The sequence below is a fragment of the Serratia marcescens subsp. marcescens ATCC 13880 genome, assembly GCF_017299535.1.
GTDB lineage: Bacteria > Pseudomonadota > Gammaproteobacteria > Enterobacterales > Enterobacteriaceae > Serratia > Serratia marcescens.
This window is the reverse complement of sequence record NZ_CP071238.1, coordinates 1,940,797-1,965,276: the sequence shown is the minus strand read 5'-3', so window position 1 is coordinate 1,965,276 and position 24,480 is coordinate 1,940,797. Positions and strand designations below refer to the sequence as shown.

Here is a 24,480-nt window from a genome sequence, read left to right as displayed (position 1 = left end):
AATTAGCCATGGTTAACAGTGTGGACGCAAAAAATCATACAGCTGACGTGAAGCATAACGCCATGATTGCGCAGCGTTTACCGGCAGCAACGGCATCAGCGCATTGCTCACCAGGACTTCGTCGGCATCGGCCAGCGTCTCCAGCGGTTCACTGACGCAGTGCAGATGGTATTCCGAGCCCGCCAGCAGCGCGATCACTCGCCGCCGCATCAGGCCCGCGACGCCCGCCTGGCTCAGATCCGGGGTGAATACCGCTTTTCCCTTACGCCAGAACAAATTAGCCGCACAGCATTCCACCAGCATACCGGCAGTGTCAAGCACCAGCGCCTCGTCGGCGGCCGTCTGGTCAAGATGCGCGCGGATCAGCACCTGCTCCAGGCGGTTCAAATGCTTCAACCCCGCCAGCAGCGGATTGCGCGCCAGCGCCACCGGGCTGAGCGCAAGCGTAATGCCCTGCTCGCGCCACTGCAAATAGTGCGCAGGGTAGCTGCTGCGGGCCACGATGCGCGTCGGGTTTTCGCACCCGGTCGGGCTGTAACCCCGCCCGCCGCTGCCGCGCGTCAGTATCGCTTTGACCACGCCGAGCGGAATTGATTCGGCCGCCTGCGCCATCTCGCGCTCAAAAGCCGGCCAATCGGTGGCGGGCAGCATCAGCCGCTGCGCCGCTTGCTGCAGCCGCTCCAGATGCCAGGGCAGCAGCTCGATTTTACCGTCGATAACCCGGGCAGTCGTAAAACAGCCATCGCCGAACTGCAGGCCGCGATCGCTCGGCGCCAGCGCATCGTGGCGTTGTCCGTTAATCCAGTACATGCTTCCTCCTGTTGCCGGGTGATATCATTACGCTCGCAGAATAGCAGGCGGCGAGGCAATACGCAGCCCTGCTGACGGCTGGACGCCAGGCGTAAAAAAGCCCGGTTAAAAACCGGGCTTTTCATCAGCGTTCAACAGCGCGAGTTACACTCGGCGGAAGATCAGCGAGCCGTTGGTTCCGCCGAAGCCGAAGGAGTTACACAGGGTGTACTCCATATCGCTGACCTGGCGCGCTTCGTGGGGCACGAAGTCCAGATCGCAACCTTCATCCGGGTTATCCAGGTTGATGGTTGGCGGTACCGCCTGATCGCGCAGCGCCAGCACGGTGAAGATGGACTCGATCGCGCCCGCCGCGCCCAACAGGTGGCCGGTCATCGATTTGGTCGAGCTCACCAGCACGCGCTCTGCATCGGCGCCGAACACGGATTTCACCGCCTGCGCTTCCGCCTGGTCGCCCGCCGGCGTAGAGGTGCCGTGCGCGTTGATGTAGCCGATTTGTGACGGGGTCACACCGGCGTCAAGCAGGGCATTTTCCATCGCCAGCGCAGCGCCCGCGCCGTTTTCCGGTGGCGACGTCATGTGATAAGCGTCGCTGCTCATCCCAAAGCCAACCACTTCGGCGTAGATTTTCGCGCCGCGTTTTTTCGCATGTTCGTACTCTTCGAGCACCATCATGCCGGCGCCGTCGCCCAGCACGAAGCCGTCGCGGTCTTTATCCCACGGACGGCTCGCCGCCTGCGGGTTGTCATTACGGGTGGACAGGGCGCGCGCTGCGCCAAAGCCGCCGACGCCCAATGGGGTGCTGGCTTTCTCTGCCCCACCGGCTAGCATCACGTCCGCATCATTGTAGGCAATGATACGCGCCGCATGGCCGATGTTGTGCACACCTGAAGTACAGGCGGTGGCGATGGAAATGCTTGGGCCACGCATGCCGTACATGATTGTCAGGTGGCCTGCAATCATATTCACGATGGTGGATGGCACGAAGAACGGACTGATTTTCCGTGGGCCACCGTTAACCAGTGAACTGTGGTTTTCTTCGATCAAACCCAGGCCGCCGATGCCGGAACCGATCGCGGCTCCAATGCGGGTGGCGTTAGCCTCGGTGATGTCCAGGCCAGCATCCTGCATGGCTTGCATGCCGGCAGCGATACCGTACTGGATAAAGGCGTCCATCTTGCGCGCATCTTTGCGAGAGATGAAATCCTCAGAATTAAAATTCTTTACCAGGCCAGCAAACTTGGTCGCATAGGCAGTGGTATCGAAATGGTCGATCAGGCTGATGCCACTCTGACCGGCAAGAAGAGCGTTCCACGTGGACTCTACCGTATTGCCGACAGGAGACAACATGCCCAGTCCGGTCACAACTACTCGACGCTTAGACACGTTTGTCCTCCAGGGAGGGAAAAATATGACACTAGGGATAGAAAAAACTTAGGCGGTCGAACGACCGCCTAGATATGTTCTCTTACTGCTGGCTAGCGTTGATGAAATCAATAGCTGCCTGAACAGTAGTGATCTTCTCAGCTTCTTCGTCTGGAATCTCGGTGTCGAATTCTTCTTCCAGTGCCATTACCAGCTCAACGGTGTCAAGAGAATCAGCGCCCAGATCTTCAACGAAAGAAGCGTTGTTCAAAACTTCTTCCTGTTTAACACCCAGTTGCTCAACAATGATTTTCTTAACGCGTTCTTCGATAGTGCTCATACTCTTAAATTTCCTATCAAAACTCGCTTTCGCGATGGTTTTCGTAGTGTATAAAATGCTGAAAAAGATGCAACTAAATCCCGGCTGGTCAAACCACGATTTTACGCTATTTTGCGGTTTTTGCCTCAAATAACGCAAATGGTTTTCACATTTTTTAAATCATGTACATGCCGCCATTGACATGTAACGTTTCACCGGTGATATAGCCGGCCTCATCAGAGGCCAAAAATGCAACAGCGCTGGCGATTTCTTTAGCATCGCCCAGCCGGTTGGCTGGAACTGATGACAAAATGCCTGCGCGTTGATCATCTGTCAACGCCCGTGTCATGTCCGTCTCAATAAAGCCAGGTGCCACGACGTTGACCGTAATGCCACGCGAAGCAACTTCACGTGCCAAAGATTTGCTAAAACCAATCAGACCGGCTTTAGCCGCCGCGTAGTTCGCCTGCCCTGCGTTCCCCATGGTGCCGACAACGGAACCGATGGTGATGATACGGCCAAACCGCTTTTTCATCATAGCGCGCATTACCGCTTTTGACAGGCGGAATACGGAAGTCAGGTTAGTGTCGAGGATATCCTCCCACTCATCATCCTTCATACGCATCAGCAGGTTATCACGCGTGATGCCGGCATTATTCACTAAAATGTCGATTTCGCCAAATTCGGCGCGAATCGATGCCAGCACGCTGTCGATAGATTGCGCATCAACAACGTTCAACATAAACCCTTTGCCGTTTGCGCCCAGGTAGCTGCTGATCGCTTCAGCGCCGCTCTCGCTGGTCGCGGTGCCGATCACTTTGGCGCCGCGTGCCACAAACGTTTCTGCAATAGCTCGGCCAATACCGCGGCTCGCGCCGGTGACCAGAACGATTTTACCTTCGAAGCTCATCATTTTCCTCTTTATTGTTCAAGCGCCGCCGACAGGCTGGCGGTGTCGTTCACCGCCGCAGCCGTCAGGGTGTCAACAATACGTTTAGTCAGACCGGTCAGCACTTTGCCCGGCCCCACTTCCAGCAGCGACGTCACTCCCTGTGCTGCGATAAATTCTACGCTCTCGGTCCAACGCACCGGGCTGTACAGCTGACGCACCAGCGCGCTGCGGATCGCTTCAGGATCGTTTTCGGTGCGCACGTCGACGTTGTTCACCACTGGCACCTGCGGCGCGTTGAAAGTGATGTCCTGCAGCGCTACGGCCAGCTTGTCGGCGGCCGGCTTCATCAGCGCGCAGTGCGAAGGCACGCTCACCGGCAGCGGCAGCGCACGTTTGGCGCCGGCGGCTTTGCAGGCGGCGCCCGCACGTTCAACCGCTTCTTTGTTGCCGGCGATGACCACCTGGCCCGGCGAGTTGAAGTTGACCGGAGAAACCACCTGCCCCTGTGCGGACTCTTCACACGCCTTGGCGATCGCGTCGTTGTCCAGACCGATGATGGCGTACATCGCGCCGGTGCCTTCCGGCACCGCTTCCTGCATCAGCTTGCCGCGCAGCTCGACCAGACGGATCGCCGCCTTGAAGTCCAGCACGCCGGCGCAGACCAGCGCCGAGTACTCGCCCAGGCTATGGCCAGCCATCAGCGCAGGCGCTTTACCGCCCTGCTGCTGCCACACGCGGAAAATCGCCACCGAAGCGGCCAACAGAGCCGGTTGGGTCTGCCAGGTTTTGTTCAGTTCTTCCGCCGGACCTTGCTGCACCAGCTGCCACAGGTCGTAACCCAGGGCGGAAGAAGCCTCGCCGAAGGTTTCTTCGACGATCGGGAACTGTGCGGCCAACTCGGCCAGCATGCCAACGGTCTGCGACCCCTGGCCCGGGAAAACAAAAGCAAATTGCGTCATTTTTTCTTCCTGTCCAAATCAGAAACGAACCAGCGCCGAGCCCCAGGTAAAGCCGCCGCCGAAGGCTTCCAACAGCACCAGTTGACCACGCTGAATTCGCCCGTCGCGCACGGCTTCGTCCAGTGCGGAAGGCACCGAGGCGGCAGAGGTGTTGCCGTGACGATCGAGCGTCACCACCACTTTGTCCATCCCCATGCCCAGTTTTTTCGCCGTTGCGCTGATGATGCGCAGGTTGGCCTGGTGCGGCACCAGCCAATCCAGCTCGCTGCGGTCCATGTTGTTGGCCTGCAACGTCTCGTCGACGATGCGCGCCAGTTCGGTGACCGCAACCTTGAAGACTTCGTTGCCCGCCATGGTGACATAGGCCGGCTTGTCTTGATTCTGGCGATCCTTGTACGGCAGCGTCAGCAGGTTGCCGTAGCTGCCGTCGGCATGCAGATGGGTAGACAGAATGCCCGGCTCTTCAGACGCCCCAAGCACCACCGCACCCGCGCCATCGCCAAACAGGATGATGGTGCCGCGATCTTCAGGATCGAGCGTGCGCGACAAGACGTCCGCGCCGATAACCAGCGCATGTTTGACCGCGCCGTTTTTCACGTACTGATCGGCCACGCTGAGCGCATAAGTAAAGCCGGCGCAGGCCGCAGCCAGATCGAACGCCGCGCAGTCTTTGATGCCCAGCATTTGCTGCACCAGGCACGCCGCGCTCGGGAACGCGTGAGTGGTCGTGGTGGTCGCCACGATGATAAGCCCAATGTCTTCTTTAGCCACACCTGCCATTTCCAGCGCGTTCTCAGCGGCCTGGAAGCTCATCGTCGCAACGGTTTCATCCGCAGCGGCGATGCGACGTTCGCGGATACCGGTACGCGTGACGATCCATTCGTCAGAGGTATCCACCATTTTTTCCAAATCAGCATTGGTGCGCACTTGTACGGGCAAATAACTCCCCGTACCGAGAATCTTTGTATACATGTACGATCAGTCACTCTTAGGTAATACAGCCTCAAGGCGCGCAGCAATCCTTTCCGGGACTTGCCGCTGCACCGCCTGCACAGCCTGTTCGATTGCGACTGCAAACGCGTGAGGGTTCGCAGCGCCGTGGCTCTTGACTACGGTGCTGCGCAATCCTAACAGACATGCGCCATTATACTGGTCGGGGTTCAGGTGGCCGAACCGCTTAACCACCCGTTTTTGCAACCAACGGCCCAACAATTTCAACCACCACGCTCGCTTGTTTCCGTCGCCGGACGATTTCAACAGCGATAAGAACACCCTGACCACCCCTTCCATGGTTTTCAGGGTGACGTTGCCCACGAAGCCATCGCAAACCAACACGTCGGTCTTGCCGGTGAGCAGTTCGTTTCCTTCCAGGTAACCAATATAGTTGATTGCCGGAGTATTTTTTAGCACAGTGGCCGCTTCGCGGATATTATCCAGGCCTTTGGTCTCTTCTTCGCCAATATTCAGCAGCGCCACCCGCGGTTGCGCAATGCCGATCACCTCTTCCGCCATCACCGCCCCCATCACGGCAAACTGCACCAGCATGGTGCTGTCGCACTCGACGTTGGCGCCGAGATCCAGCACCACGGTTTTGCTGCGTTGCTGATTCGGGATCGCCGTCATCAGCGCCGGGCGCTCGATGCCTTCCAGCGGCTTGACCAACAGCTTCGCCAATCCCATCAGCGCACCGGTATTGCCGGCGCTGACGCACCCCTGCGCGTTTCCGCTGCTGAGCTGCTCGAGCGCAATGCGCATCGACGTGCCGCGGCTGGCGCGTATCGCTTGTGAAGGTTTGGCGTCGCCGGCGATCACGGACTCGGCGGGCACGACTTGCAGACGCTCCAGAAGAACCGGATCGGCGTGGGCAAGCAAGGGAGAGATGACGTCGGGATTGCCGACCAGCAGGAGATGAAGCTGTAAATTAGAGGCCAGTGCCTGCAACGAAGCAGGCACTGTGACGCAGGGACCGAAGTCCCCGCCCATTGCATCTAACGCCAGGGTTAGACGAGTCAAGGTATCGCTACTTAGCCGATAACCTTGCGACCGCGGTAGAAACCGTCGGCAGTGATGTGGTGACGACGGTGAGTTTCACCGGATACTTTGTCTACAGACAGAGTAGTCGTGGTCAGAGCATCGTGAGAACGACGCATGCCACGCTTGGAACGGGTTGGTTTATTCTGTTGTACGGCCATGGACCTTACTCCTCAATTACTTACGCTTTAAACTGGCTAATACGGCAAACGGATTCGGTTTCTCCGCCTCAGGAGGCAGTTGGCCAAATACCATGTCCGCTTCGGACACTTCACAGTGTTCAGATTCATGTACCGGAACGACAGGCAGTGAAAGAATAATTTCGTCTTCAATCATTGCCAACAGATCGACTTCGCCAAACTCGTCAACTTCGATCGGTTCGTACGCTTCCGGTAATGCCTCAGCCTGCTCATCATTGACGACCGGGCTAAAACAATATGTTGTGTGAACCTGATGTTCGAACGGGACTCCACAGCGTTGGCACATCAACGTTACCGTGACGTCCGCATGCCCTGTTATCACCGCGAGGCGTTGATTGTCGATATTAAACGACAACGACACCTCGACATCACTGTCCACACTGACCACGGAGTCGGCAACACGAGTAACCTGCTCAGGCGCATAGACACCAGCATAGTCCAGGCGTTTCTGAGCGGTACGTACCGCATCAATGGTCAAGGGTAATTTTACCTTTTGCATAGGGCGCGCATATTAACTTTGTAACGACATAGAGTCAAAGAAAAAGGCCGTAAAACGGCTCCTTTCACCAATATTCGCTTCCACAGCGGCCGACAGTTTAAAATGCCGTACCCATTTACGCTACGGTTTGCGAAAAAAATTATGCAGAGATTGCTTTTAGCCTCCACCTCCCCCTATCGAAAAATGCTGCTGGAGAAGCTGCAGCTGCCGTTCGACTGCGCCGCGCCGGAGGTGGATGAAACCCCCTTGCCCGGCGAAAGCGCGGAAGCGCTGGTGCTGCGCCTGGCGGCGGCGAAGGCTCAGGCGTTGGCCCTCGCCTATCCCGAGCATCTGATCATCGGCTCCGATCAGGTCTGCGTGATCGATGGCAACATCACCGGCAAGCCCCATACCGAGGAAAACGCCCGGGCGCAGCTGCGGCAGGCCAGTGGCCAAGCCGTGACTTTCTATACCGGCCTGGCGCTGTACAACGGCCGCAGCAAGCAGCTGCAAGCCTTGTGCGAGCCGTTTCACGTGCATTTTCGCGCGCTGAGCGAAGCGGAGATCGCCGCCTATGTGCGTCTGGAGCAACCGCTGAACTGCGCAGGCAGTTTCAAGAGCGAGGGATTGGGGATCGCGCTGTTCGACAGGCTGGAAGGCCGGGATCCGAACGCCCTGATCGGCCTGCCGTTGATCGCGCTGTTGGAGATGTTGCGGGCTGAAGGCATCAACCCGCTGGGGTGACGCAGATTACTTGGCCGCCTGCCGGCGCAGCACCTGCAGACAGTGGCGCAGCTCTTCGTCCATCGGCGCTTCGATGCGCATCGTTTCGCCGGTGGCCGGATGCTCGAAGCGCAGCGCCGCGGCGTGCAGGAACAGCCGCTTCAGGCCGGTACCCGCCAGTTGGCGATCGAACTCGCGGTCGCCATAGCGGTCGTCAAAGGCGATCGGGTGCCCGGCATGCAGAGTGTGCACGCGGATCTGGTGGGTACGCCCGGTGATTGGGCTAGCCTTCACCAGGGTGGCGAATTCGTAACGCTCCTCCACCTTGAAGCGGGTTTCCGAAGGCTTGCCTTCGCTGTTGACGCGCACGATGCGTTCACCGCTTTGCAAAATATTTTTCAGCAGCGGCGCCTGTACGGCCTTGCAGTGCGATTGCCATTGGCCGCGCACCAGCGCCAGATAATCTTTCTGCATGCCTTTCAGCCGCAGTTGCTCATGCAGCGAACGCAGCGCGGAACGCTTCTTGGCCACCAACAGCACGCCGGAGGTATCGCGATCGAGCCGGTGCACCAGTTCAAGGAAACGAGCCTCCGGGCGCAGCGCGCGCAGCCCTTCGATCACGCCGAAGCTCAGGCCGCTGCCGCCGTGCACTGCGGTGCCGGAAGGCTTGTTGAGGATCAGCAGGTGGTCGTCTTCATACAAAATACAGTCGGCCAGCGCGGCCACCTTATCCAGCTTGGCCGAGACCGGCGTCTCTTCGCGCTCGGCCACCCGCACCGGCGGCACGCGCACCACGTCGCCGGCCGCCAATTTGTATTCAACCTTGATGCGCCCTTTATTGACCCGCACCTCGCCTTTACGCACGATGCGATAAATCATGCTCTTCGGCACGCCTTTCAGGCGAGCGAGCAGAAAGTTGTCGATTCTCTGACCGGCTTCGTCGTCGGAAATCGTGATGAATTGTACTGCTGGATTGTTCGTTTTCATGGTGCGGGATTCTAAATAGAGCGCGTGAATAGCGCCACATCTTTTTCTGTGCTTAACTGTCTCTCTGACGGCGGGCGAAACCCCAGCGGACAATAAGGCAGCAAGCCGATTTGAACGTTTGCGATTTCTTCCGCAGTTAAGGAAAAGTCACCTTGCTATAACGGCATCAGCAGTGGAATAATGCAGTCACTTTCCGCGTTGATTCTCGTTAAACAGGGAAAACGGTGGAATTATAAAATTTGTCTGATCGCGCAAAAACGCAGCAATGGCGTAAGACGTAATGCGAAATCAAACAATTAGCGGGCTGCGGGTTGCAGCTTGGCCGGCAAATGGAATCAGATCTGTCGACGTAAATCAGAGGCTATTCCCCTAGTAAAAGTGCTGTCTTTCACAAAGAAAAGCAGGCTTACCGAGATAATGCGCCCCTATGCAGGCGACAACCGTGAGGTTGACGACTTTGCGAGAAGACACGGGGCTTTCGGTTTAACTCCGGCCATGAGGTTATTTTGCCCGCAGCTTTGTCGATAATGTAAAAATAACGAGTAAGTTAAGATGAAAAGAATGTTGATTAACGCAACTCAGCAGGAAGAGTTGCGTGTTGCCCTCGTAGATGGACAGCGGCTGTATGATTTGGATATTGAAAGTCCGGGTCATGAGCAGAAAAAAGCGAATATTTACAAAGGCAAAATCACCCGCATTGAACCAAGTCTTGAAGCAGCGTTCGTGGACTACGGCGCAGAACGACATGGTTTCCTCCCCCTTAAAGAAATCGCCCGCGAATACTTCCCTAGCAATTACTCTTCCCATGGTCGCCCGAACATCAAAGATGTGCTGCGCGAAGGCCAGGAAGTCATCGTTCAGGTAGACAAAGAAGAACGTGGCAACAAAGGCGCCGCCTTGACCACCTTCATCAGTCTGGCGGGCAGTTATCTGGTGCTGATGCCGAACAACCCGCGCGCCGGCGGTATTTCTCGCCGCATCGAGGGCGACGATCGCACCGAGCTGAAAGAAGCGCTCTCTTCGCTGCAACTGCCGGACGGCATGGGCCTGATCGTTCGCACCGCGGGCGTAGGCAAATCCGCCGACGCGCTGCAGTGGGATCTCTCCTTCCGCCTGAAGCACTGGGAAGCGATTAAAAAAGCCGCCGAAGGCCGCTCTGCGCCGTTCCTGATCCACCAGGAAAGCAACGTTATCGTGCGCGCCTTCCGCGATTACCTGCGCCCGGACATCGGCGAAATCCTGATCGACAACCCGAAAATTCTCGATCTGGCCAAAGAGCACATCGCTGCGCTGGGCCGCCCGGATTTCAGCAGCAAAATCAAACTGTACAGCGGTGAAATTCCTCTGTTCAGCCACTATCAGATCGAATCGCAGATCGAATCCGCCTTCCAGCGCGAAGTGCGCCTGCCGTCCGGCGGCTCGATCGTCATCGACAGCACCGAAGCGCTGACCGCCATCGACATCAACTCCGCGCGTGCAACCCGCGGCGGCGACATCGAAGAGACGGCGTTCAACACCAACCTGGAAGCGGCGGACGAGATCGCTCGCCAGCTGCGCCTGCGCGACCTCGGCGGCCTGATCGTCATCGACTTCATCGACATGACGCCGGTTCGCCACCAGCGCGAAGTGGAAAACCGCCTGCGTGACGCCGTGCGCCAAGACCGCGCGCGCATCCAAATCGGCCGCATCTCCCGCTTCGGCCTGCTGGAAATGTCGCGTCAGCGCCTCAGCCCGTCGCTGGGCGAGTCCAGCCATCACGTGTGCCCACGCTGTAACGGCACCGGCACCATTCGCGACAACGAATCGCTGGCGCTGTCCATTCTGCGCCTGATCGAAGAAGAAGCGCTGAAGGAAAACACCAAAGAAGTTCACGCTATCGTGCCGGTTCAGGTCGCTTCGTACCTGTTGAACGAAAAGCGCGAATCCGTCAGCGCGATCGAAAAACGTCAGGGTGGCGTGAAAGCCGTCATCGTGCCGAACGATGAAATGCAAACCCCGCATTACTCGGTGCTGCGCGTGCGCAAGGGCGAGGAAACCTCTACCCTCAGCTACCTGCTGCCGAAGCTGCACGAAGAAGACATGGAACGCCCGCTGGAAGATGCGCCGATGGAGCGCAAGCGTCCGGAGCAACCGGCCCTGGCTTCCTTCTCGCTGTCCGCCGATGCGCCGCCGCCGGCTGAAGAACCCGTCGCCGTGGCCAAGCCTGCCGCTGCAGCCGCCAAGGCGAAAGCCGCAGCGCCGGCCGCCGCCAAGCCGGGCTTCCTGGGCCGCCTGTTCGGTGGTCTGAAGAACTTGTTCGCCGGTGAAGAGCAACCTGCCGTCGAAGAAGCCAAACCAGCCGAAGCGCCGAAGGCGGAAAGCAACGGTGAAAACCGTCGTCAGGATCGTCGCGGTCAGCGCCGTCAAGGCACCGGCCGTAAAGAGCGCGGTGAGCGTAGCGACCGTGGCGATCGTCCGGAACGCGGCGAGCGTAAAGAGCGCGGTGAAGGCCGTGACAATCGCGAGCGTGACAACCGTGAACCGCGTGAGAACCGTGAAGGCCGTGAATCGCGTGAGTCCCGCGATGAGCAACGCCGTAACCGCCGCAACCAGCAGCAGAACGCGCCGGTAGCGGAGGAAACCGCTTCAGAAGAAGGCGCTAAAGCGCCGCGCGAAGATCAGCAGCAACGCCGTGAGCAGCGCGCTGAACGCCAGCGTCGCCGTCAGGAAGAGAAACGTCAGGCTCAGCAGGAAGTGAAAGCGCTGGAAAACGTTGAAGCGGTCGAGAGCACCGACGAAGAGCAGGAAGAACGCCAGCAGCAGAACATGCAGCGCCGTCAGCGCCGCACGCTGACGCAGAAAGTGCGTATCCTGTCTGCCGAAGAAGAGCTGCAGCGCGCAGCGGAAGAGCTGTTGGCGCCGAAAGCGCCGGTAGCGAAAGCCGAAGACGCGCAGCCGACCACCGACGACAGCGTCAAGCTGCTGCCGGAAACCGTTGCCGCACAGCCGGAAGACGATGCCCAGGGCGAAAGCCGCGGCAACGGCGAAGGCATGCCGCGCCGTTCCCGCCGTTCACCGCGCCACCTGCGCGTCAGCGGCCAGCGCCGCCGCCGTTACCGCGATGAACGTTACCCGCTGCAATCTCCAATGCCGCTGGCGGGCGCATTCGCTTCGCCGGAAATGGCATCGGGCAAAGTCTGGGTAAGCTACCCGGTCGCTCAGGTTGAAGAAGCCGAAGTGCAGACCGAAGCCGTAGAACAGGCTGTGGCACCGGTTGTCGCTGCCGCGGTTGAACAGCACAACGTTGCCGTGGAAGAAACCCAGGTGGCGGCCAGCGTCAACCCGCCTGCGCCAGAAGCCGCCGTTGAAACTGCTGCCGTTACCGTAACGGAAGAAGCTGCAGCCGTAGCGCCTGTCGTGGCTATCCCGGCCGAGGAAATCCCGGCGCCGGTGGAAACCGCCCCGGCAACTGTTGCAGTTGAACAGCCGAAAGCGGAAGAGACTGCCCCTGCAGTGGAAGCCGAGCCGGTAGCTGAAACCGTAGCTGTAGAGCCAGTGGTTGAACCTGCGCTAGCGGAAGACGAGCCTGTGGTCGAAACTGCACCGGTGGTAGAAGCCACGCCAGCGGAAGAAACGCCAATGGTAGAAGCCGCACCTGCGGCGGCAGCCGTGGAAGCCGCTCCGGTGGAACAAGCCCCTGCGCCAGTGGTTGCTCAGCAGCCGGCGCCGGTGAAAGCCGTGCAGGACGCGCTGTACAAACACATCGCCACTGCGCCGATGACCAAAGCGCCTGCGCCGGCCTACGTGCCGGAAGAACGCAAGCACAGCAACTGGCAGCGCCCTTCCTTCAACTTTGAAGGCAAAGGCTCCGCAGGCGGCCATTCGGCGGTGAGCCAGGCGACCGCGCCGGCCACCAAACCACAGCCGGTTAACGAATAAGTTAATCTGCAACCCTAAAAAAACCCGCCATCGGCGGGTTTTTTCTTGCCTGTAACGTCCTCAGGCGATCTTCTTCAGTTTTTTGATGTCCAGAACATCCAACTTGCCGTCAAGCCGGCTGACGAACTGCTGAAAATGCGCCGTCTCATTATGCTTATCCAGCGCTTCGCTGCTGGCCCAACGCTCAAAGAACACGAAAACGCCCGGTTTTTCCAGATCGCGATGCAAGTCATATTGCAGGTTGCCCAACTCCTGGCGGCTCGGCTCGATAATGTCGTGCACCGCTTCGCTGACGGCGGCTTCAAATCCCGCTTTCGCTTGCAGGGTGGCGATAACGCGTACTTCCATTGCTTTCTCCCTTTCCACTTGATGAAGGTCGACGGTATTGGCGTCGGCATCGTTGAAATCCCTGTTACTATGCGCCCGCCGCGCTATTGATTTCAACTTGTCGCCAACAAACAGATGCATCTGCGGCACTTTCCGCTTATCCTTACACCCCGGCGTGAATAAACCCATTATTCGCTTTTCATTAGACGTATTTGACCGCCGGAGCCTAGCTAGATGACCGCACAACCTCAAGTTCTGAAAATCCGCCGCCCAGACGACTGGCATATCCACCTGCGTGACGATGAAATGCTGAAAACGGTGGTGCCCTATACCAGCCAGGTATTTGGCCGGGCGATCGTGATGCCGAACCTGGTTCCGCCCGTAACGACCGTGGCCGCCGCGCGCGCCTACCGCGATCGCATTCTGGCGGCGGTTCCGCAGGGTCACAATTTCACTCCGCTGATGACCTGCTACCTGACCAACTCCCTGGCGGCCAGTGAACTGGTCAACGGCTTCGAACAAGGGGTGTTTACTGCCGCCAAGCTGTATCCGGCCAACGCCACCACCAACTCCAGCCACGGCGTCAGCGACGTGACCGGTATTTACCCGCTGTTCGAGCAGATGCAAAAAATCGGCATGCCATTGCTGATCCACGGCGAAGTGACCGATCCTTCCGTCGATATCTTCGACCGCGAGGCGCGTTTTATCGAGCAGGTGATGGAACCGATTCGCCAACAGTTCCCTGAGCTGAAGATCGTCTTCGAGCACATCACCACCAAAGAAGCGGCGCAATACGTGCAGGCAGGCAATCGTTTCCTCGGCGCCACCATCACGCCACAGCACCTGATGTTCAACCGCAACCACATGCTGGTCGGCGGCATTCGCCCGCACCTGTTCTGCCTGCCGATCCTCAAGCGCAATGTCCACCAGGAAGCGCTGCGTCAGGCGGTCGCCAGCGGCTCGGATCGCTTCTTCCTTGGCACCGACTCCGCGCCGCACCTCAAGCATCGCAAAGAGTCCAGCTGCGGTTGCGCCGGCTGTTTCAACGCGCCGAATGCCATCCCGGCTTACGCAGCGGTCTTCGAACAGCTAGGCGCACTGGAGCACTTCGAAGCCTTCTGCTCGCTCAACGGCCCGCGCTTCTATGGCCTGCCGCTCAACGAAGACTTCATCGAACTGCAGCGCGTGCCAACCACCCAGCCGGAAGAGATTACCCTCGGCAATGAATCCGTGATCCCCTTCCTGGCGGGTGAAACCCTGAACTGGTCGCTGAAAGACTGATATTTTTGCTTCGCCCTCTTGCCCCCGCACTCGGTTAACTGTATAAATAAACAGTAAATCGCTTCGGGGGCAATTATGCGTGTTGAAGTCACTATAGATAAAACCCGGCCGCTGCCGGCGGGCGCCATTGAGGCGCTGACCGGTGAACTGGGCAAGCGGGTCAACCGCCAGTTTCCAGACGCCGTCGTGCACGTACGTTATGCCGGCGCCAACGGGCTCTCCGTGCTGGGGGGCGCCAAAACCGACCGGGATCTGATCGAGGAAATCCTTCAGGAAACCTGGGAAAGCGCAGACGAATGGTTTAGCGCAGAATAACACTGCAATGCTGTTTTTGCCGGGGGTCGCTCTCCGGCTTTTTTGTTTCTGGCGCCCTGCCCATTCATCGCTTACCCTTACTCTGAAACAAAATTTGCCTCAGCGCTGTATTTAACGCAAAGGAGTAAGCATGGCCCCGGACAAGGTGAAATCCGAAGACGCAATGACGTTTGGCGAACTGCTGGCGCTGATTGCCGATCAGAAAAGGCGCTTGAACGTACTGGAAGTGGCCTTCTCTTACCTGGCCTTCAGCCTGGATGACAAAGCCAACCAGCGGCTGATCCACAGCCTGAAGCTGGAATCGCACAGCCAGAATCGTGATGCCGAAACGCAAAAGCATTTCGCCCATTTGGCCGAAGAGCTGGAAAAATGTCTGCACGGCGCATCGCCACCTGCCGACGCGGAATAACGCGCTGCGCTTGACTCATCCACTGCTGCACATACAAATTTGTAGAATAATTGTTCAAATAAATATTTATTTTGCAAATTTCGGTGACAACCCCCTCCACCGATGAAAGCGGATGCGTATACTGTAATTGCTCTCATGATGATGAGCCGCATTGATCCTCGTTAGTCACTCACGGTAGTTACTACTCAATAAGGGGTCTTTATGGACAGAAATGATGAAGTAATTCAGACGCACCCGCTTGTCGGTTGGGATATCAGTACTGTCGACGTTTACGACGCCATGATGATACGCCTTCATTACCTGTCTTCACTAGACCAAACGCCCGAAGAAGCCCAAGTAGACCGAACGCTTTGGCTGACTACAGATGTCGCCCGTCAATTAATCAATATCTTAGAGGCCGGCATCGCCAAGATTGAAGCTACGGATTACCAGGATCTTGATCGCAGAAAACATTGATACATCGTCCCCTAACCCCTAAGGCGCCGTGACCGATCCCGGCGCCTTTTCTTCGCCTTTCGCCGTTCAATCAGTGCATTGCGCTCGCCAACCTTTTATCATGGGGCGATAAGAAATCGCTATCAGAGAGGGTGGGCACGTGGAATATGATTTGATTGTGGTGGGCAGCGGTTCAGTCGGCGCGGCGGCAGGGTATTACGCTACCCGGGCCGGCTTGAAAGCGCTGATGATCGACAGCGCCATTCCTCCACACCGCAACGGCAGCCATCACGGCGATACCCGCATCATTCGTCACGCTTACGGCGAAGGTGAAAAGTACGTGCCGCTGGTGCTGCGCGCACAGGCGCTGTGGAATGCGCTGATTCAACAATCCGGTGAAGAACTGTTCCAGTCGTGCGGCGTGCTCAACCTGGGGCCGCAGCACTCCGAATTCATTCGCAATGCTCAGCAGAGCGCGCAAAAGTTTCGCCTTAATGCGCAAACCCTCAGCGCCGAACAGATCGCTCAACGCTGGCCGGAATTCCGCGCGCCGGAAGGTTACGTCGGCGTATTCGAGCCGGACGCCGGCTTTCTGCGCTCCGAACTGGCGGTTGCCAGCCTGATCAAACTGGCGAAAGAGGCCGGCTGCAGCCAGCTGTTCAACTGCCCGGTCAGCGCGGTGAACCCCATTGATGGCGGCGTTGAGGTCGTCACCGACGAAGGGCGTTTCACGGCGCGAAAAGCGGTGGTCACCGCAGGCACCTGGGTGAAGGCGCTGTTGCCGCAGCTGCCGATCGCGCCATTGCGCAAGGTATTCTCCTGGCATCAGGCGGACGGCCGCTACAGCGTGAACAATCGCTTCCCGGCCTTTACCGTCGAAGCGCAGGACGGCACGCACTATTACGGCTTCCCGGCGGATAACGATGGCCTGAAAGTGGGCAAACACGACGGCGGCCAGCCGATGGATGCCCCCGAGCAGCGCAAGCCCTTCGGCAGCTACGCCAGCGACGGCACGGAAGTTTTCTCCTTCCTGCGGCAATTTTTGCCGGGTGTAGGCGTATGTTTACACGGCGAAGCCTGCAGTTATGATATGAGCCCTGACGAAGACTTTATTATCGATACGCTGCCGGATTGCGATCGTCTGATGGTCATCAGCGGATTGAGCGGCCACGGCTTCAAGTTCGCCAGCGCTCTGGGCGAGATCGCCGCGCTGTTCGCGCAGGACAAAGCGCCGCCGGTTGACCTCTCCAGCTTTGGTCTGAAGCGATTTAGCTGAGCGGAGGATTTCGCTGTCCACGTTCCCGTCGAGCCCTGGACAGCGAAATCTGGCGGTTACAATTTATTAACCTGCTAACTCTTTTAAATACCAAGTAAAAATTCTGATAACGGAAATTTCTTGCATTCAGCATTTGAATTTCCGAATTGAACACTTGCAGTGTAAGTCCTATTTTACAGAAGATATGCTCCATCGGCTTTCAACAAGGACGTCACCATGAAACTACTTGTCGTGGACGAATGCTGCTTCACCCGGGTCGGTATAGCCAGCTACTTTGCTGATAGTGGGATTACGACGATCAAGTGCTGCCACAGCATTGAGTACGCTACGCCACTGTTGTCCAGCTTTCAGCCGAGCCACATTCTGGTGAACCTCAGCAACCAATGCCGCTATAACGAAGCGGACGCACAGCTGCTGGCATTTATGGAAGCCAGCCAGTCTGCCTTGCTGTTTATCTATCTCGATACGCCTTACCCTTACAGCGAAGCGCCAATGCGCATCGCCGATAATGCCTTTCTGTTCAATAAAAGCATTCTGCCGCTCACCTTACGCACGCTGCGCGAAAATCCGCTGGCGCTGGCCGATGACGGCGAAGAGCGTTCCCTGTTCAGCCCGCAGGAACTGACGGTAATGAAATATTGGATGGCGGAGATGCCCAACTACCGCATCGCGAAAAAGCTGCAGATCAGCTCGCATACGGTGTACGTGCACAAGCGTCACATCACGGAGAAGATCAACGCGCGCAACCGGCTGGAGTTCTACTCGCTGTATAACGTGCTGCGCTATTTCTACCCGCCGAGCACGCCAACAAATTCGACGCCGCTGGCGCTGCTGGCGGTATAACATCAAGCCTGCGATAACGCAGGCTTTTTTATCGCCGCTCTTCCAGCGCACACGCGCGGCGCGCTGTAAAAGACGTCGAGAAAAGGACTATAATCAAGGGTCCTTCTCTTCAGGCGGCTGAAATGTTAAACCGAATACTGGCGGCTATCGTCAACAATGTGCGTGAGCACCTGGTGCTTTACCTTTGTCTGTGGCTGGTGCTGCTGGCGTTGGATGTCTATTTCTTCTTCGTCATGTAATCCATGCCGCCGTTATTTCCCCGATTGAGCTTCAACCGCTTCGGCGATCCCGCCCAGGTGCTGGAATTGCAGCAGATGAGCAGACCGCTGCTGCGCCCCGGACAGCAGTTATTGCAGATGCGCTATGCCCCGATCAACCCTTCCGATCTGATCCCGATCCACGGCCAATACGCGCACCGCATCGCCCTGCCGCAGGTGCCGGGATATGAAGGCGTGGGCGTCATCGTCAATCCGCAGAATGGGCATTCAACGGACCGACGCGCGCTGGCGGTAGCGGGTGACGGCAGTTGGCAAACCTTCGTCACGCTGCCTGAGGCTCGGGTGGTCTGGGTGCCGGATGACATTGACGACGCCTGCGCAGCGCAAATCTATATCAACCCGCTCACCTGCTGGGTGCTGTTGACGCAATGGCTGCCGCTCAACGCCGGCGACGTACTGCTGCTCAACGGCGGCGGCTCCGCTGTCAGCCTGCTGCTGGCGCAGCTGACGGCGCTGCGCGGCATTCGTCTGGCGGTCGTGGTGCGCAACGCCGCTCATCGCCAGGCGTTACTGGCCGCCGGCGCCTGGCGCGTTATCGAAGCGCCACAGCTGGTGGAAATGACGAATTTTGGCGCCCGTGCGGCCATCGACTGCATCGGTGGGGAAGACGGATTGCAGCTGGCGCAGGCGGTCCGCACCGGCGGCGATTTTGTGGCGCTGGGCCTGCTGAGCGGCCGCCAGGTAGACTGGCGGCGCGTGGTGGACGAGTTAAAGCTGCGCGCTTCGCTGTTCCACCTGCGCAAATGGAACGCACAGGCGGCGCCGGCGCAGTGGCAGATGGCGTTTTATCAGCTATTCCAGCTGCTGCGGCGCGGCCAGCTGGCTTTGCGCCCACCCGCCGCGATTTATCCTTTGCATCAGTACGCAGCGGCGCTGCAGCAGGCCACGCAGCCCGGTGTGAACGGCAAGATCTTCCTCACTCCGGCGCCGCCGGAGGCTGACGCGGCGGGCGGCCGTCGCCCAGGATAACCGCCAGCCGATAGCCGCCCTCGGTGGTCTCCAGCGCGATGCGCGCCACGATCGTCAACGGCACCGACAGTAACATGCCCACCGGGCCGAGCAGCCAGCCCCAAAAGATCAGCGACAGGAACACCACCAGCGTCGACAGCCCCAGCCCGCGCCCCATCACCCGTGGTTCGAGGATATTACCGATCACCATGTTGACAGCGATAAAGCCGCCCGCCACCACCAGCGCATCGCCCAGCCCGTTGAACAACAGCGCCTGAATCAGCGGCGGAATGGCGGCCAATACCGAGCCAATGTTGGGAATGTAGTTGAGCAGAAACGCCAGCAGCCCCCAGATAAAAGCGAAGCGCACGCCGACCGCCGCCAGGAAGATCCAGACGATCACCCCGGTGGCCAGGCTGATGATGGTTTTAATCACCAGATAGCGCGTCACGCCGTCCAGCGCCCGCCGCACCGCGGCAAGGCCTTCGTTCGGCTTATCCAGCGCCTGCTGCAGCTTATACGGCAGCAGCTGCACTTCAAACAGCATAAACACCACGGTCATCAGCAGCAGGAAGACGTTGGTCATGGCGCCAGACAGGTGCCCCAGCATGCGGGTGACCAAATTCATCGCCGCGCTCGGATCGACATACTGCAGCATCGCTTCGCTGGAGAGGCTGATATTGAAGCGATCGGCGTAATGCTGCAGCTCGCGCAACTTCTCGATCATCATGCCGCGGTACTGCGGCAGCGAGCGGGCGAACTCATTGAGCGAAGCGCCCAGCATGCCGATAAACAGCATCACGACCACGATCACCGCCGTCAGCAGCAGCGTCACCCCGACGATACGCGGCACCCGCTTGCGTTCCAGCATCGCCACCAGCGGGTTCAACACCATGGCGAGAAATACCGCCAGCAAAAACGGCACCACGATGTCGGCGGCGGCTTTCACCCCGGCCAAAATGATCACCAACATCGCCAGCAGGACGGCCAGACGCAGGCTGCTGTCGGTCACGCGGGTTCGGCCCATGACGTTTCCTTGTTATTTCACTGGGTTAACCGGCCACCAAGAGCCGACTCTTGGCGCTAATGGTAGCAAAATCCACCGTCACGCCGCAGAGGATTTCGCCTAACCGTTCGAAAAAATTAATCTTTCCGCCCTGCTCTTTGCCGCAAGAAATAGGCATAACCTTTGCCAACAAATAATTCCACCGAGCAACTCATGGACGATTTACGTAAAATGACAAAAGCTGACATTAATAAATAATAAGCCTAATTTTCAACAACTAGCACAACCGCCCCATGAGGGAAATAATATCATCTTCAACGATTTATCTGATGAAGCCCGAACATCTCAAACAAATTCACTGACTAATATTTCTAAGAAGTAACATAGTTAAATTTATTATTGATTTTATGTTTCCTAAAGTTTAATTATTGCAGCCAGCCAATCGGTAATCGAAGGAAACAGGATGCTCTGGAAAAATACCGCCGATCGTTTCGGCCATGTGTCAGTGTTGATCCACTGGCTGGTGGCGCTGACGGTGTACGGCATGTTCGCACTTGGCCTGTGGATGGTCACGCTGGGCTATTACGACGTCTGGTACCATCAGGCGCCGGAGATCCACAAAAGCATCGGCACGCTGCTGTTCATCGTGATGGTGATCCGCGTGGTCTGGCGCTTTGTCTCGCCGCCGCCCAAACCTCTGGCCAGCTATGGCCGCCTCACTCGCGTCAGCGCTATTCTCGCGCATCTGGCGCTGTACGCCGTGTTGTTCGGCATTCTGATCAGCGGCTATCTGATCTCCACCGCCGACGGCCAACCGATCAGCGTGTTCGGCTGGTTCGACGTGCCCGCCACCGTGACCGGCATGGCGGAGCAAGCCGACACCGCCGGCGCCATACACCTTTACCTGGCCTGGGCCGTGGTAGTGCTCTCGGTACTGCACGGGCTGGCCGCGCTTAAACATCACTTTATCGATCGTGATGTCACTTTGAAACGGATGCTGGGTAGCAGCGCCGATTAACCTTTGGATTTATGGAGATTGCTATGTTGAAAAAGACCGTATTGGGCCTGACCGCAGGCGCCCTGCTGCTGAGCGCCGGTTCCGCACTGGCGGCGGACTACAAGATCGACAAACAGGGCCAGCACGCCTTTATCGAGTTCCGCATCCAGCACCTGGGCTACAGCTGGCTGTACGGCAGCTTTAAAGACTTCGACGGCGGCTTCACCTTCGACGAAAAAGATCCTTCGAAGGACAAGGTCAACGTGACCATCAATACCGCCAGCGTCGACACCAACCATGCCGAGCGCGACAAGCACCTGCGCAGCGCCGAGTTCCTCAACGTGGAGAAGAACAAACAGGCCAAGTTTGAATCCACCGAAGTGAAGAAAAACGGCGACGGTTATGCGGTGGTCGGCAACCTGACGCTGAACGGCGTGACCAAGCCCGTCACGCTGGACGCCAAACTGATTGGCCAGGGCAACGATCCGTGGGGCGGCTACCGCGCCGGCTTTGAAGCCAACGGCAAGATCAAGCTGAAAGATTTCGGCATTACCACCGATCTGGGCCCGGCGTCGCAAGACGTTGAGCTGATCATCTCCGTAGAAGGCGTGCGCGAGAAATAAAAAAAAGCCCGGCTTGGCGGCCGGGCTTCTCATTTCCTCAGGCTCAGCGGGCTGGGCCTTCTTCTTCCGGTGCCGGAATGTGCATCGTGGTCTGCAACAATCCTTTCGACTTATTGAAGATCTTGACGCCATTTTCGCGGCCGGCACGGCGCGCGCGCTGCTCTTCGCGCGGCAGCTTCAGCTCTTCGCGGCAAATCTCGCTGCAGCATCCTTCGAACTTGGCGGCGCAGCTCGGGCACTGAATGAACAGCAGATGGCAGCCGTCGTTCTTGCAGTTGGTATGGGTATCGCACGGCGCGCCGCACTGGTGGCAGTTGGCGATCACATCGTCAGAGATGCGCTCGCCCATGCGCTCATCGAACACGAAGTTTTTGCCGATAAACTTCAGCGGCAACCCCTGTTCTTTCGCTTTGCGGGTGTACTCGATGATCCCGCCTTCCACGTGGTAGATGTTTTTAAAACCGTTGTGCAGCATATAGGCGCTGGCTTTTTCACAGCGAATGCCGCCGGTGCAGTACATGACGATATTCTTGTCTTTGCTGTCCTGCAGCATCTCCACCGCCATCGGCAGCTGATCGCGGAAGGTATCCGACGGCACCTCGATGGCATTTTCGAAGTGGCCAACTTCGTACTCATAGTGGTTGCGCATATCGACAAATACCGTATTCGGATCGTCGATCATCTGATTAACGCGATCGGCCTGCAGATACTCACCGACGTTGCTCGGATCGAAGCTCTCGTCATCGATGCCGTCGGCCACAATGCGCTCACGCACCTTGAGGCGCAGCACCCAGAAGGATTTGCCGTCGTCTTCCAGCGCGATATTCAGGCGGACCTGATCCAACGCCGGGTGCGAGGCGAACAGCGCGGCTTTGAACGCGTCGAAGTGATGCTGCGGCACGCTGATCTGCGCGTTGATGCCCTCTTTCGCCACGTAGATGCGGCCGAACACCTTCAGTTTTTCGAACTGAACGTACAGGCTGTCGCGAAACGCCTTGGGATCGTCGATGGAGAAGTATTTGTAAAAAGAAACTGTGGTGCGCGGCTCGGTTTCCGCCAGCATGCGCGCCTTCAGTTCCTCATTAGAAATTCGGTTATGTAACACTGGCATGGTGTACTTTCCTGTCTTTCGGGAGGTGACTGATTACCGCGCGCAGCCAGCAGGCCCGCGCGCGGCGCACATCATACCCGAAAAACCGCCGCCGCGCAGCCCTGGCGCAAGCGCCCCGTTCAGCGTCCGCCGCCTTCGGTAAACGCGGAAGCCACCATACCGAGCGCCATCATCACGCCGGCAAGCGCCAATATCGCGTTCATCTGCAAATGTGCGCCGACGCTGCCGACCGCCGCGCCCAACACCAGCAGCCCCGCACTGATCCATGGTGCCAACATATTTACCCTCTGAATAATTACCGACAATAATATCGCCATTATCTTTGGCAGGAAAGATTGTGGAAAAATTCGGCATTCGATGCATATTTAACGCCCAAAAAGGGATTTTAATGCGTTGTGTTTTCCCGGATCGCCAGAAAAATGCCACAATAGTCGCAAACAAACGGCAGAAACGAACCTTGCCGCCGAGTTCACCCGGCTGCCAGACCGTGCGATGACGCTGTCATTACACTTAAACAACCGTATTCAAACAGAGAACCCATGACTCAAGTTCCTACTTTCAATCGCTCCTTATTGCACCCGCGCTACTGGCTGACCTGGGTCGGCATCGGCTTGCTGTATCTGCTGGTGTTGCTGCCTTACCCCGTCATCTACTGGCTCGGCACCTCGATTGGGCGATTTTCCATGCGCTTTCTCAAGCGGCGCGTCGCTATCGCCCAGCGCAACCTCGAGCTCTGTTTTCCCGACATGCCGCAGGCCGAACGCGATGCGCTGGTGGTAAAGAATTTCGAATCGGTCGGCATGGGGCTGTTTGAAACCGGCATGGCGTGGTTCTGGCCCAACTGGCGCATCGAGCGCTGGTTCAAGGTCAGCGGCCTGGAGCATATCCAAAAAGCGCGCGACAACCAGCAGGGCGTGCTGCTGATTGGCCTGCACTTTTTGACGCTGGAGCTGGGCGCGCGCATCTTCGGCATTCACAACCCGGGCATCGGCGTTTACCGCCCGCACGACAACAAGCTGATGGACTGGCTGCAAACCTGGGGGCGCATGCGTTCCAACAAGTCGATGCTGGATCGCAAGGACGTCAAAGGCATGATCCGCGCCCTGAAACAGGGCGATATCATCTGGTATGCGCCGGATCACGACTACGGCCCGCGCAGCAGCGTTTTCGTGCCGCTGTTCGCAGTGGACAAAGCCGCCACCACCACCGGCAGCTATGTGCTGGTGCGAATGGGTAAACCGGCGATCATTCCGTTCACCCCGCGCCGCCTGCCGGACGGCAAAGGGTATGAGCTGATCATGCAGCCGGCGGTGGAAAACTTCCCGCTGGATAATGAACTCGACGCCGCCGCCTTCATGAACAAAGTGGTGGAAAAAGAGATCCTGATGGCGCCGGATCAATACATGTGGCTGCATCGCCGCTTCAAGACCCGCCCGGAAGGCGAGCCTTCGCTTTACTGATAAAACCAACCCGCCGCCGGCGGGTTTTTTATTGCGCGCCTCTTGAGAATCGCCGGCGAGGGTGGGATGGTAATGCCTTTGCCGCCACCCCCTGGAGCCGCTATGTACATTGTCAGCCTGACCTACCATCGCCCGATCGCCGACGTCGACAGCCACCTTGACGGGCACATCGCCTGGCTTAAGAAATATTTTCAGGACGGCACCTTCGTCGCTTCCGGCCGCAAGAATCCCCGCACCGGCGGCGTGATCCTGGCCAAAGGCATTGAGCGTGCGCAACTGGACGCCATCCTGGCCGAAGATCCGTTCAACGCCGTGGCCTACTACGAGGTCACCGACTTTAGCGCCACCACCACCGCTGCCGGTTTCGAGGCGCTGGCCGGCTTATAAAACGCTGTAAATTCCGCGCGCCAAGCGCGGAATAAGGTTTAAACGTTATTTTTAAAACTTTATTTCATTTTTCGCCCAATCTTTGTCCCCTCATTTGCCGTC

At 58.0% G+C, this 24,480-nt stretch carries 28 protein-coding genes; 14 read left to right on the top strand and 14 right to left on the bottom strand.

Going from position 1 to position 24,480, the window contains the following annotated elements:
- Positions 1–12 precede the first annotated feature (12 nt).
- The 9 genes from pabC to yceD all read right to left on the bottom strand — a co-directional run bounded on the left by pabC (position 13) and on the right by yceD (position 7,075).
- Positions 13–810: an aminodeoxychorismate lyase gene (gene pabC, locus J0F90_RS09310; RefSeq protein WP_033640747.1), complete on the bottom strand. Its 798-nt coding sequence runs from the start codon at positions 808–810 to the stop codon at positions 13–15.
- A gap of 144 nt (positions 811–954) precedes the next feature.
- On the bottom strand, positions 955–2,196 hold the full coding sequence (gene fabF / locus J0F90_RS09305) for a beta-ketoacyl-ACP synthase II (RefSeq protein ID WP_004928734.1): 1,242 nt from the start codon (positions 2,194–2,196) through the stop codon (positions 955–957).
- 82 nt (positions 2,197–2,278) lie between these two features.
- Positions 2,279–2,515: an acyl carrier protein gene (acpP, locus tag J0F90_RS09300; RefSeq protein ID WP_004719003.1), complete on the bottom strand. Its 237-nt coding sequence runs from the start codon at positions 2,513–2,515 to the stop codon at positions 2,279–2,281.
- 154 nt (positions 2,516–2,669) lie between these two features.
- On the bottom strand, positions 2,670–3,404 hold the full coding sequence (gene fabG / locus J0F90_RS09295; RefSeq protein WP_016928193.1) for a 3-oxoacyl-ACP reductase FabG: 735 nt from the start codon (positions 3,402–3,404) through the stop codon (positions 2,670–2,672).
- 11 nt (positions 3,405–3,415) lie between these two features.
- On the bottom strand, positions 3,416–4,345 hold the full coding sequence (fabD, locus tag J0F90_RS09290; RefSeq protein WP_015377451.1) for an ACP S-malonyltransferase: 930 nt from the start codon (positions 4,343–4,345) through the stop codon (positions 3,416–3,418).
- Between the two features lie 18 nt (positions 4,346–4,363).
- On the bottom strand, positions 4,364–5,317 hold the full coding sequence (locus J0F90_RS09285; protein WP_028128023.1) for a beta-ketoacyl-ACP synthase III: 954 nt from the start codon (positions 5,315–5,317) through the stop codon (positions 4,364–4,366).
- 6 nt (positions 5,318–5,323) lie between these two features.
- A complete protein-coding gene (gene plsX / locus J0F90_RS09280; RefSeq protein ID WP_072009673.1) occupies positions 5,324–6,358 on the bottom strand; it encodes a phosphate acyltransferase PlsX in 1,035 nt (344 codons plus the stop codon).
- Between the two features lie 11 nt (positions 6,359–6,369).
- On the bottom strand, positions 6,370–6,537 hold the full coding sequence (gene rpmF, locus J0F90_RS09275) for a 50S ribosomal protein L32 (protein ID WP_004927778.1): 168 nt from the start codon (positions 6,535–6,537) through the stop codon (positions 6,370–6,372).
- 16 nt (positions 6,538–6,553) lie between these two features.
- Positions 6,554–7,075 carry a 23S rRNA accumulation protein YceD gene (gene yceD / locus J0F90_RS09270; protein WP_004927780.1) on the bottom strand — a complete coding sequence of 174 codons (522 nt, stop codon included), beginning with the start codon at positions 7,073–7,075 and terminating at the stop codon, positions 6,554–6,556.
- Positions 7,076–7,216: 141 nt separating this feature from the next.
- Between yceD and J0F90_RS09265 the strand changes: the two genes are divergently transcribed.
- On the top strand, positions 7,217–7,798 hold the full coding sequence (locus J0F90_RS09265; RefSeq protein WP_065426414.1) for a Maf family protein: 582 nt from the start codon (positions 7,217–7,219) through the stop codon (positions 7,796–7,798).
- A gap of 6 nt (positions 7,799–7,804) precedes the next feature.
- Here the strand turns inward: J0F90_RS09265 and rluC are convergent, their stop codons facing one another.
- The gene (gene rluC / locus J0F90_RS09260) at positions 7,805–8,764 is read right to left on the bottom strand and encodes a 23S rRNA pseudouridine(955/2504/2580) synthase RluC (protein WP_015377448.1); all 960 of its coding nucleotides are present in this window, start codon (positions 8,762–8,764) and stop codon (positions 7,805–7,807) included.
- A 552-nt stretch (positions 8,765–9,316) separates the two neighbouring features.
- Between rluC and rne the strand changes: the two genes are divergently transcribed.
- Entirely contained in the window at positions 9,317–12,682 is a 3,366-nt protein-coding gene (gene rne / locus J0F90_RS09255) for a ribonuclease E (protein ID WP_072009674.1), read from the top strand.
- 60 nt (positions 12,683–12,742) lie between these two features.
- Here rne and J0F90_RS09250 read toward each other — a convergent pair whose 3' ends face one another.
- Positions 12,743–13,030: a putative quinol monooxygenase gene (locus J0F90_RS09250; protein WP_015377446.1), complete on the bottom strand. Its 288-nt coding sequence runs from the start codon at positions 13,028–13,030 to the stop codon at positions 12,743–12,745.
- Between the two features lie 213 nt (positions 13,031–13,243).
- Between J0F90_RS09250 and pyrC the strand changes: the two genes are divergently transcribed.
- From pyrC to J0F90_RS09210, 8 genes are all read left to right on the top strand, one after another.
- Positions 13,244–14,290, top strand: coding sequence for a dihydroorotase (gene pyrC / locus J0F90_RS09245; protein WP_033640751.1), 1,047 nt, complete (start codon positions 13,244–13,246; stop codon positions 14,288–14,290).
- Positions 14,291–14,365: 75 nt separating this feature from the next.
- Positions 14,366–14,605 (top strand): DNA damage-inducible protein I, encoded by a 240-nt coding sequence (gene dinI, locus J0F90_RS09240; RefSeq protein WP_015377444.1) that lies wholly within the window; start codon positions 14,366–14,368, stop codon positions 14,603–14,605.
- Positions 14,606–14,735: 130 nt separating this feature from the next.
- Positions 14,736–15,014: a hypothetical protein gene (locus J0F90_RS09235; protein WP_004927809.1), complete on the top strand. Its 279-nt coding sequence runs from the start codon at positions 14,736–14,738 to the stop codon at positions 15,012–15,014.
- A gap of 201 nt (positions 15,015–15,215) precedes the next feature.
- Entirely contained in the window at positions 15,216–15,470 is a 255-nt protein-coding gene (gene bssS, locus J0F90_RS09230; protein ID WP_004927812.1) for a biofilm formation regulator BssS, read from the top strand.
- A 139-nt stretch (positions 15,471–15,609) separates the two neighbouring features.
- The gene (gene solA / locus J0F90_RS09225; protein WP_028128020.1) at positions 15,610–16,725 is read left to right on the top strand and encodes an N-methyl-L-tryptophan oxidase; all 1,116 of its coding nucleotides are present in this window, start codon (positions 15,610–15,612) and stop codon (positions 16,723–16,725) included.
- A 216-nt stretch (positions 16,726–16,941) separates the two neighbouring features.
- Positions 16,942–17,568 carry a LuxR C-terminal-related transcriptional regulator gene (locus tag J0F90_RS09220; RefSeq protein ID WP_028128019.1) on the top strand — a complete coding sequence of 209 codons (627 nt, stop codon included), beginning with the start codon at positions 16,942–16,944 and terminating at the stop codon, positions 17,566–17,568.
- A gap of 122 nt (positions 17,569–17,690) precedes the next feature.
- Positions 17,691–17,807 carry a DUF2770 family protein gene (locus J0F90_RS09215; RefSeq protein WP_004927822.1) on the top strand — a complete coding sequence of 39 codons (117 nt, stop codon included), beginning with the start codon at positions 17,691–17,693 and terminating at the stop codon, positions 17,805–17,807.
- A gap of 3 nt (positions 17,808–17,810) precedes the next feature.
- Entirely contained in the window at positions 17,811–18,815 is a 1,005-nt protein-coding gene (locus J0F90_RS09210) for a zinc-dependent alcohol dehydrogenase family protein (RefSeq protein ID WP_033640752.1), read from the top strand.
- On the opposite strand, the gene J0F90_RS09205 is transcribed toward J0F90_RS09210, so the two are convergent.
- Complete coding sequence (locus J0F90_RS09205) at positions 18,763–19,821, bottom strand: AI-2E family transporter (RefSeq protein WP_033640753.1); 1,059 nt, start codon at positions 19,819–19,821, stop codon at positions 18,763–18,765. The genes J0F90_RS09210 and J0F90_RS09205 overlap by 53 nt on opposite strands.
- 442 nt (positions 19,822–20,263) lie before the next feature.
- Between J0F90_RS09205 and J0F90_RS09200 the strand changes: the two genes are divergently transcribed.
- Positions 20,264–20,818: a cytochrome b gene (locus J0F90_RS09200; protein WP_016928207.1), complete on the top strand. Its 555-nt coding sequence runs from the start codon at positions 20,264–20,266 to the stop codon at positions 20,816–20,818.
- Between the two features lie 23 nt (positions 20,819–20,841).
- Positions 20,842–21,420 carry a YceI family protein gene (locus J0F90_RS09195; RefSeq protein ID WP_015377429.1) on the top strand — a complete coding sequence of 193 codons (579 nt, stop codon included), beginning with the start codon at positions 20,842–20,844 and terminating at the stop codon, positions 21,418–21,420.
- A 43-nt stretch (positions 21,421–21,463) separates the two neighbouring features.
- On the opposite strand, the gene trhO is transcribed toward J0F90_RS09195, so the two are convergent.
- Positions 21,464–22,531, bottom strand: a complete 1,068-nt coding sequence (gene trhO, locus J0F90_RS09190) for an oxygen-dependent tRNA uridine(34) hydroxylase TrhO (protein WP_033640754.1) — start codon at positions 22,529–22,531, stop codon at positions 21,464–21,466.
- 119 nt (positions 22,532–22,650) lie between these two features.
- Complete coding sequence (locus J0F90_RS09185; RefSeq protein ID WP_016928210.1) at positions 22,651–22,809, bottom strand: hypothetical protein; 159 nt, start codon at positions 22,807–22,809, stop codon at positions 22,651–22,653.
- Positions 22,810–23,070: 261 nt separating this feature from the next.
- Between J0F90_RS09185 and J0F90_RS09180 the strand changes: the two genes are divergently transcribed.
- Positions 23,071–23,991 (top strand): Kdo(2)-lipid IV(A) acyltransferase, encoded by a 921-nt coding sequence (locus J0F90_RS09180; RefSeq protein ID WP_015377426.1) that lies wholly within the window; start codon positions 23,071–23,073, stop codon positions 23,989–23,991.
- Between the two features lie 102 nt (positions 23,992–24,093).
- The gene (locus J0F90_RS09175; protein WP_033640755.1) at positions 24,094–24,378 is read left to right on the top strand and encodes a YciI family protein; all 285 of its coding nucleotides are present in this window, start codon (positions 24,094–24,096) and stop codon (positions 24,376–24,378) included.
- Positions 24,379–24,480 lie beyond the last annotated feature (102 nt).